This window comes from Streptomyces sp. ADMS, from assembly GCF_033441795.1.
GTDB lineage: Bacteria > Actinomycetota > Actinomycetes > Streptomycetales > Streptomycetaceae > Streptomyces.
In genome coordinates, this window is the sequence record NZ_JAVFVX010000196.1 from 1 (window position 1) to 7,464 (window position 7,464).

General features: G+C 69.3%; 7 protein-coding genes. 4 read left to right on the top strand and 3 right to left on the bottom strand.

Annotation, left to right across the window (positions count from 1 at the left end; all coding sequences use genetic code 11):
• Positions 1 to 163 precede the first annotated feature (163 nt).
• On the top strand, positions 164 to 331 hold the full coding sequence (locus RB628_RS38610) for a hypothetical protein (protein WP_318325323.1): 168 nt from the start codon (positions 164 to 166) through the stop codon (positions 329 to 331).
• 136 nt (positions 332 to 467) lie between these two features.
• Here RB628_RS38610 and RB628_RS38615 read toward each other — a convergent pair whose 3' ends face one another.
• Genes RB628_RS38615 through RB628_RS38625 form a run of 3 tightly spaced genes read right to left on the bottom strand, consistent with a single transcriptional unit; the run spans position 468 to position 3,804 of the window.
• Entirely contained in the window at positions 468 to 2,561 is a 2,094-nt protein-coding gene (locus tag RB628_RS38615) for a hypothetical protein (protein WP_318325324.1), read from the bottom strand.
• On the bottom strand, positions 2,447 to 2,917 hold the full coding sequence (locus RB628_RS38620; RefSeq protein ID WP_318325331.1) for a hypothetical protein: 471 nt from the start codon (positions 2,915 to 2,917) through the stop codon (positions 2,447 to 2,449). Before RB628_RS38620 ends, RB628_RS38615 begins: the two co-directional genes overlap by 115 nt.
• Positions 2,914 to 3,804, bottom strand: coding sequence for a PhzF family phenazine biosynthesis protein (locus tag RB628_RS38625; protein WP_318325325.1), 891 nt, complete (start codon positions 3,802 to 3,804; stop codon positions 2,914 to 2,916). The genes RB628_RS38620 and RB628_RS38625 overlap by 4 nt, the downstream gene beginning before the upstream one ends.
• 71 nt (positions 3,805 to 3,875) lie before the next feature.
• On the opposite strand from RB628_RS38625, the gene RB628_RS38630 reads away from it, so the two are divergent.
• From RB628_RS38630 to RB628_RS38640, 3 genes are read left to right on the top strand one after another with little or no spacing between them, the layout of a single operon-like run.
• A complete protein-coding gene (locus RB628_RS38630; RefSeq protein WP_318325326.1) occupies positions 3,876 to 4,709 on the top strand; it encodes a LysR family transcriptional regulator in 834 nt (277 codons plus the stop codon).
• A 36-nt stretch (positions 4,710 to 4,745) separates the two neighbouring features.
• Entirely contained in the window at positions 4,746 to 5,333 is a 588-nt protein-coding gene (locus RB628_RS38635; protein ID WP_318325327.1) for a PLP-dependent transferase, read from the top strand.
• Positions 5,330 to 6,592, top strand: coding sequence for an MFS transporter (locus tag RB628_RS38640; RefSeq protein ID WP_318325330.1), 1,263 nt, complete (start codon positions 5,330 to 5,332; stop codon positions 6,590 to 6,592). Before RB628_RS38635 ends, RB628_RS38640 begins: the two co-directional genes overlap by 4 nt.
• Positions 6,593 to 7,464: the final 872 nt, after the last annotated feature.

The window sequence follows — 7,464 nt, forward strand, 5'->3', positions numbered from 1 at the left end:
GTCAGCCGTTCGAGCCGGCCGGGGTGCTGCCGGTCGAGCCGTGGTGGCGGGGTGTGGGATACGTGCCCGACCACAGGTGGCCCGTTCCGGAGGTTGCTGCGAAGGCGGGTCGTGAGGCCCTTGACCTTGTGGGCGAGGCTTGAGCGTGGATGAGCTCAGGGGCGTGACGGAGGTCCTTGCGGCTATGTCGGAGGTCGAGCGGGAGCAACTGCTGCGGCTGATCGATGGGCCGCCGCGTCAGCAGCGCCGGGAACGGGTGCTGGAGTTCCGGCCGCTGCCTTCCGCTCGTAGTGGAGGTGTGCGGGTGCGAGTCACGGTGAAGGACGCGTAGGGCCTGAGGAATCCGAACTGCTGGTGGAGCCGGGGCTTCGGCTGCCCTCGCTGCGGAGGGGTTGTCCGTGCCGGACTGCGAGCTGGCCAACATCGTGCAATTTCCTACCTGGTGATGGTCGGCGCCCTGGGATGGATCAGTGGTTGAGGTGGGTCAAAACCGTGATGTCACGGTCGAAGCACACTACGATCCGCCCGTCGGATGCGGCGAGAGCGTTGACCGAGCCGGGCAGGAGCAGTTCGGGTCCGACCTGTCGGCGGGTAGTCAGGTCCCACACCCGCACTCCGTGCCCGCTGCCGGTGGCGGCGACCGGACGGCCTTCCACTACGGCCGTCACCACGGCATGCACCGAGCTGGTGTGGCCGGTGAGGGGTTCGCCAACCTTGTGGCGGGTGGTCAGGTCCCACACCCGTACCGTCTGGTCTGCGCTGCCGGTGACGGCGACCGGACGGTCGCCGACGACGGCCGTCGCCAATGAGACCACGTGGCAGTTGGCGAAGGGTTCCGCGGCCTCGCCTGTGCCCAGATCCCACATCTGCAAGCCGTTCCTATCGCCTGTGACAGCGACCGGACGACCGTTGACGACCGTGGTCGCCACCACATCCGTACACCAGATGCTGTCTTTGGAGGGCTGGGTGGCGGGTTGTCCGGTGGTCAGGTCCCAGACCACAGCCTTCGGGTCGTGGCCGAGGCTGACAGCGACCGGTCGGCCGTCCACTACTGCGGTCGCCAGCCCGTGCACCGGACTGTAGTGGGGGTAGAGGGGCTCGCCCACTGGTTGGCCGGTGGCCAGGTCCCACATGTTGACGGTGCCGTCGTCATCGGTGCTCCATGTGCTGGTGACGGCAACCGGCCGGTCGTCGACGACAGCCGTGGCCACCGCGGTCACCTCGTAGGCGTGACCCTCCATGGGCGGTCCGGCAGGCTGACCGGCCGTGAGGTCCCACACCTGGACCGTCCCGTCAGCGCAACCGGTGACGGCAACCTGGCGACCGTCCACCACCGTCGTCGCCACACAGGTCATCGCGCAGTTGCCGTTGATGCCGGCAGCGTAGTCACGGGTGTGCATGGGTCGGCCGACTGTTCGGCCCGTGCCCAGATCCACCATCTGCATCGACGTGCCTTCGTTGAATCGGGTGACGGCGACGGCCACCGGGCGGCCCTCGACCACCGCCATCGCCACCGCGTCGATGTAGTCGGTGTCGGCCTCGGGGGCGAGGGGCGGTCCGGTGGGTTGACCGGTGGCCAGGTCCCACACCCGTAGCGTCGGGTCGGGGGAGTAACCGCCGGTGACGGCGACGGGCCGGCCGTCGATGACAGCTGTCGCCACGGCGTACACCGAGCTGGTGTGTCCTTCGAGGGGCGGGCCGAACGTCTGGCCCATGCCAAGGTCCCAGACCTGCACCGTCTCGCTGTGGTCGGCGGTGACGGTGAGGGCGACCGGGCGGTCATCCACTACCGCCGTTGCCAGTACACGGGGGAGACTGATGCCTTCGAGGGTCGGAGCGAGTATCTGGCCCGTGGCGAGGTCCCACACGCGTACCGTGTCGTCGTGGCTTCCTACGACGGCGACGGCACGGCCGTCGAGCATTGCCGTGGCCAACGCAGCCACCTCATCGGTGTGGCCGGTGAGCGGGTCGCCGATCGGGCTACCGGTGGTCAGGTCCCACACCCGGAGCGTGTCCTCGTCGCCGGTGACGGCAACCGGCCGGTCGTCGACGACAGCCGTGGCCACCGCGGTTACCTCGTAGGCGTGACCCTCCATGGGCGGTCCGGCCGGCTGACCGGTGGCCAGGTCCCACACCCGCACCGTTGTGTCCGCGCTTCCGGTGACGGCGACCGGGCGGCCGTCGACGACTGTGGTCGCCACCGCGCACACCTCATCGGTATGACCCGTCAGGCACTGCCGGAACCGCTGATCCGTCAACGCCCCGGTCGTCCATACCGGGACCCAGCCGCCTGCCCCTTCCGCGGCACCGTCGACCGTCACCTTGGCCAACCGTTGCGCCAAGTCGCGATCCCCGAACTGAGCCGCCGCCAACGCCAGCACCTGACGCCGTACCGCCGGGCTGGCACTCTGGTGCAGGTGCAGCGACCCCCGGTAGACCGTGGACGTCAACCGGACCGCTGGACCTGAGGCCTCATCCAGCAGTTGCAGCACTTCTCCCGGATCGGCATGTACCAAGAATCGCGGATCCGCCAGTTGCCTGTCCACATCGGCGGATTGCACCCCGGAACCATCAACGCGCGGATCATCAGACATATCCCCATCCAACCAGCCCACACCGACACTTTCCTTTCATGTGTCCGGCCGGGTGTAACCGCGCCCGGGATGCCGCCGCGGCGGGCGCGTTCCAGGAACCAGGTCGCAACCTGCACGGTGAAAATGGGTCGTCCAGGCAGCCAGGCCGATTTCACATGAACGTCGCCGTCGCGGCCGGCCGGGGCAAAGACTGCAACGGGAGATTCCCCCAGCCCGCGGCTGTAGTCGGCGAGCGCGGTCGCGACCGGCTCGAGGACGTCCTCGTATCCCACGGCCGCGCGAATTGCGTCAGGGCCGAAGTGCGCTGGCATTCGCGCGGTCATTGGGGCAGTTCCTGAAGACGCCCTTCGGCGACGAAGGCGACCTCGCCGCCGACCTTCACGGAGCGGATGTCCTCACCCTGGCCGTCGGCGCTGATCGTCATCTCGCTGGGGCGGCCGGTGAAGCGACCCTGCCGCAGGACCGCAGTCTCGCTTTCGCCGATCCGGTGGTGGCGGCGCAGGTAGGCGGCGGCGCATCCGGCGCCGCTGCCGGTGGCCACGTCCTCGACGCTTCCGTCGTTGTTCCAGTGCCGTCCCTCCAGGGCAGTGGCGTCGAGGAGGTAGGCGAACTGGGCGCCGAGCCCGGCAAGTGGAGCGTCAAGATCCAACGCGATACGGGCACGTTCCAGTGCGCCGCTGCGCACGGGAAGCACCAGGTAGCGCAGGCCGGTGGAAACGACCTCGGCGGGCAGGTCCGGATCCAGATCATCGGTGTCCAACGAGAACCAGGAGGCCACGTTTTGCGTGTCCGGTCGGCCGAGGAAGGACGCCGGGCCCTGATCGAGGACGCTCGCGTATCGCCCGGGACCGCGACGCTGTGTGGTGACCTTCACCGTGCGGGCATTCAGCCGCAACGTCCACGTTTCGTTGCCGTCCGTGCCGTCCGTGCCGTCCGTGCCGTCCGTGCCGTACAGGGCGTGAAGCACGCATGCCGCGCCGATAACGGGGTGGCCGGCGAAGTCGAGCTCCGCGACGAGGTCGAAGACGCGGGCCTGCCATGTGTCATCCCGCGCACCGCCGCGGGTCAGGAAGATCGATTCGAAGTGGCGCAGCTCCTGGGTGATCCGTTCCATCTGAACGCCGGTGAGTCCGGAGGCGTCGGGAAACACCGTGAGGCTGTTGCCGCTGTACGGAAGGCCGCTGAAGACATCGACATGGAAGTAGTGCATGTGCCGACGCTACTGACCGACCCAGTCAGAAGGAACTGGCCGAACGCTGGGGTAGCCCATAGCATCTGCTTATGCCCCCAGATCTTGAGACGGCGCTATTGCGGGTCCTTGTCACCTCTGCCCGGTCCGGCAGCATCAGCCGGGCCGCGGCCGCGCTGGGACACAGCCAGCCCGCGCTCAGCCAGCAGCTGCGGAAACTGGAACGCACCGTCGGACAGCCCCTACTGCATCGCGCCGCCACCGGCGTGTCACTCACCAAGGCCGGTGAGGCACTACTGCCGTACGCCGAGCGGATCCTGGCGCTGTCCGCCCAGGCGCTCACCGCAGCCGGGCCGGCGGTGAAGGGACACTGCGGCGTGGGGCTGATCGAGGATCTCACCGCCGCGCCGCTTCCCCAGGCTTTGGCCGACTTCACCCGCATGAGCCCCGAAGCCACGCTCGAACTGATCAGTGCCCCAGGTCCGGTACTGCAGGAGGCACTCACCGCCGGGCGCATCCACCTGGCGCTATGTGACCCCTCCTACCTTGCCGAACCTCCGCGCTGGACGGCACGGCTCCCCCTGATCTGGGCGGTGGGGCCCGGCATCGATCCGAGCCTCGACCCGCTGCCGCTCGTACTGTTCTCTCAGCCGTGCCGCTGGCGCGTACCAGTGCTCGATGCTCTGGAAGCCGCCGGACGCGGTTGGCGCATCGCCTTCGAAAGCACTAGCGTGGCGGGCGTGCAAGCGGCTGTCCGGGCCGGGCTCGGCGTCGCCGCTTTGCTCCCGGCGAATGTGGAGCCGGGCACAACAGCGCGCGGCCTCCCCGAACTCCCCGACGTCGAACTCGGCCTGGTACGGCGCCCAGGCACCGACGGCAACCCCCTCATCGACGCCGTGGAAGAAGTACTCAGACGCCTCATCTGACACAGGGTCACGGCTGCCACGGTCATCTCCGTCCGAATGGCTACTGCAGGTCACTGTTGCCCGCATCAGCGGAATCCGCAGCGACACTGCGGTGCTGTCATATCCCATGAACACCCGCGCGTAGCTGGCGTGCGGTATCCGGGGCTGGCCACCAGCGAGCAGAAGCAGATCGTGGACGCGCAGATGCGCGTCGGCGGCATGCTCAGCGCCGTCCTGGACGCGGGCGCCGGGCAAACCGCGGCAGTGGTGGACCGGCTGCGCCTGTTCGCCATCGCACCCAGCCTCGGTGGAGTCGAGTCCCTGGTCACCCAGCCCATCACCACCACCCACCAGGGACTGGACCCGACCGAACGCGCCAAGCGCGGCATCGCCGACCGCATGGTCCGCCTGTCCGTCGGCCTCGAAGACGCCGACGACCTGATCGCCCGACCTCACCCAGGCCCTCGACGGCTGAACCCGCCCCGTGCACCGGCCCGCAGCGCTCATCCGGCGCCGGGCCGGTGCACGACGGCCCCACCCCTGGCCGAGACCAGCGCCCCTTGCAAGAAGAGACCGCCCGCGTCTGGGGACGCCTGTTCTGCCGGTCCCGCAACCGCTCGCAGCCGCTTCGGAAAAGAGACATGACCAGCGCCGCTCCCGCCAGCACGACGGCCTCCATATCCGACCCCGCCCGGGCTCAGACCCGGATCCTGCGCGTCCTCGTCGCCTCCCAGGTTCTCAGCGGCGCAGGTCTCGCCGCGGGCGTCACCGTCGGCGCCCTCCTCGCCCAGGACATGCTCGGCTCCACCAGTCTCGCCGGACTGCCCAGCGCCCTGTTCACCGCCGGATCCGCGCTCGCGGCCATCGTCGTCAGCCGCATCTCCCAGGTCCGCGGCCGTCGCCCCGGCCTCGCGAGCGGCTACCTCACCGGAGCCATCGGCTCGGCCGGCGTCATCACCGCTGCCGTCCTCGACAATCCCGTCCTGCTGTTCATCGCTCTGTTCGTCTACGGCGCCGGCACCGCGACCAACCTCCAGGCCCGCTACGCCGGAGCCGACCTCGCCGCACCCGGCCACCGCGGCCGCGCCGTCTCCACCGTCCTGGTCGCCACCACCCTCGGCGGTGTCGCCGGACCCAACCTCGCCGCCCCCACCGGCAACCTCGCCGAAAGCCTCGGCATCCCCCACCTCGCCGGTCTCTTCCTTCTCTCCGGCCTCGCCTACGCCCTGGCCGCCCTCGTCCTCGCTCTCTGGCTGCGCCCCGACCCGCTGCTCCTGGCCCGCGCCCTCGCCGAGACGAGGGACAGCAAAGCCACCGCGGGCACAATCGCTGACGCCGCAGATACGCGGGAGGGCCGCGGGGGCGTCGTGCTCGGCGCCCTCGTCATGGTCCTCACCCAGCTCGTCATGGTCGCGATCATGACGATGACACCGGTCCACATGCACGACCACGGCCACGGCACTGCCGCCTCCGGGCTCGTCATCGCCATCCACATCGGCGCCATGTACCTGCCCTCACCACTCACCGGCTGGCTCGTCGACCGCTACGGCCGCATGAAGATCGCTGCCGCATCCGGCATCACCCTGCTTGCCGCCGGAATCCTCGCCGCCGCCGCGCCCGGTGACTCCGTCGCGCTCCTCGCCCTGGCTCTGGCCCTGCTCGGACTCGGCTGGAACTGCGGCCTCGTGGCCGGCACCGCGATCATTACCGACACCGTCCCGCTCGCTACCCGCGCCAAGACCCAGGGCCTGGTCGACGTCTCCATCGCCGTCGCCGGCGCCACCGGCGGCATGGCCTCCGGCATCATGGTCGCTGCCACCAGCTACCCCGCCCTCGCCCTCACCGGTGGCGCTCTCTCCCTCGCCCTGCTGCCCACCGTCGCCGCCACCGCCTACCGCCGATGACACCCCGTGAAGTCGTACGCGGCCCTGCCCGTGATGAACAACGCGCGCGCCAAGTCCTGCGGCAGGACTGGCAGATCCTCTCAACGGGGACGCCGGTGCCGACCGGGAAGAGCGTGGCGTTGGTTTGCACGTGCGCGGGGCCATTGAAGAACATCGTCGCCGCTTTCCGGGTTCAGGGCCGTCATACACAGACCGTGAGGATCGTCGTACCGGCATCTCTCTATCACCCCGCTCCGCAGTCCGCCCCGGTATCAGCGGAGACGGAAGCGATCACCGGGAACTCTGGCTCGCCACAGGGCTCCGGCCGTGCCGGGCAACTGTGTCCGCGTGCCGCCCTGATGGCGACGGGCGGGTCGGACCGCGTCGGCCATCAGTGACCGAAGCGACCTACGACAGCCCTATGTTGCTGGAAAGTGAGCGCGGCGTGGGGAGTTGCTGATGGGGCGTGGTGCGGTCAGTGGTTGTCAGGCGGTGGCCGAAGACCGACATCGCCAGCGCCCTCACCGCGGTCTGCGCTGTCTCCTCCGCCAGGGTCGTTGCCCGTGACGCACTGCGCAGTGCCGGCTGCGTGCCGCAGTGCTGCCGGGAACCTTGAGCGGACCTGCTCCGCCGGCGGGAGATCGAAGAAGTCGCGGCCCGGCTCTACGGCCGGACCCAACGCAACGGCCCCGCCTGCGCGTAAATGATCGGTGGCTGGCCGCCGGGTGTGGTCGCCTTGGCTGAAACGGCGAGTTCGCGTGGTCGGCAGTGGCGGTGGAGCCCAATTTGTTGGCACGGCACGTGGCTGAGGTACTGAAGCCTGATAGAGCGTCATGTTGCCCAAGAACCACACGGATTCTACGCCGGTGCCGGGTGCGTGGCCGGACATTCAC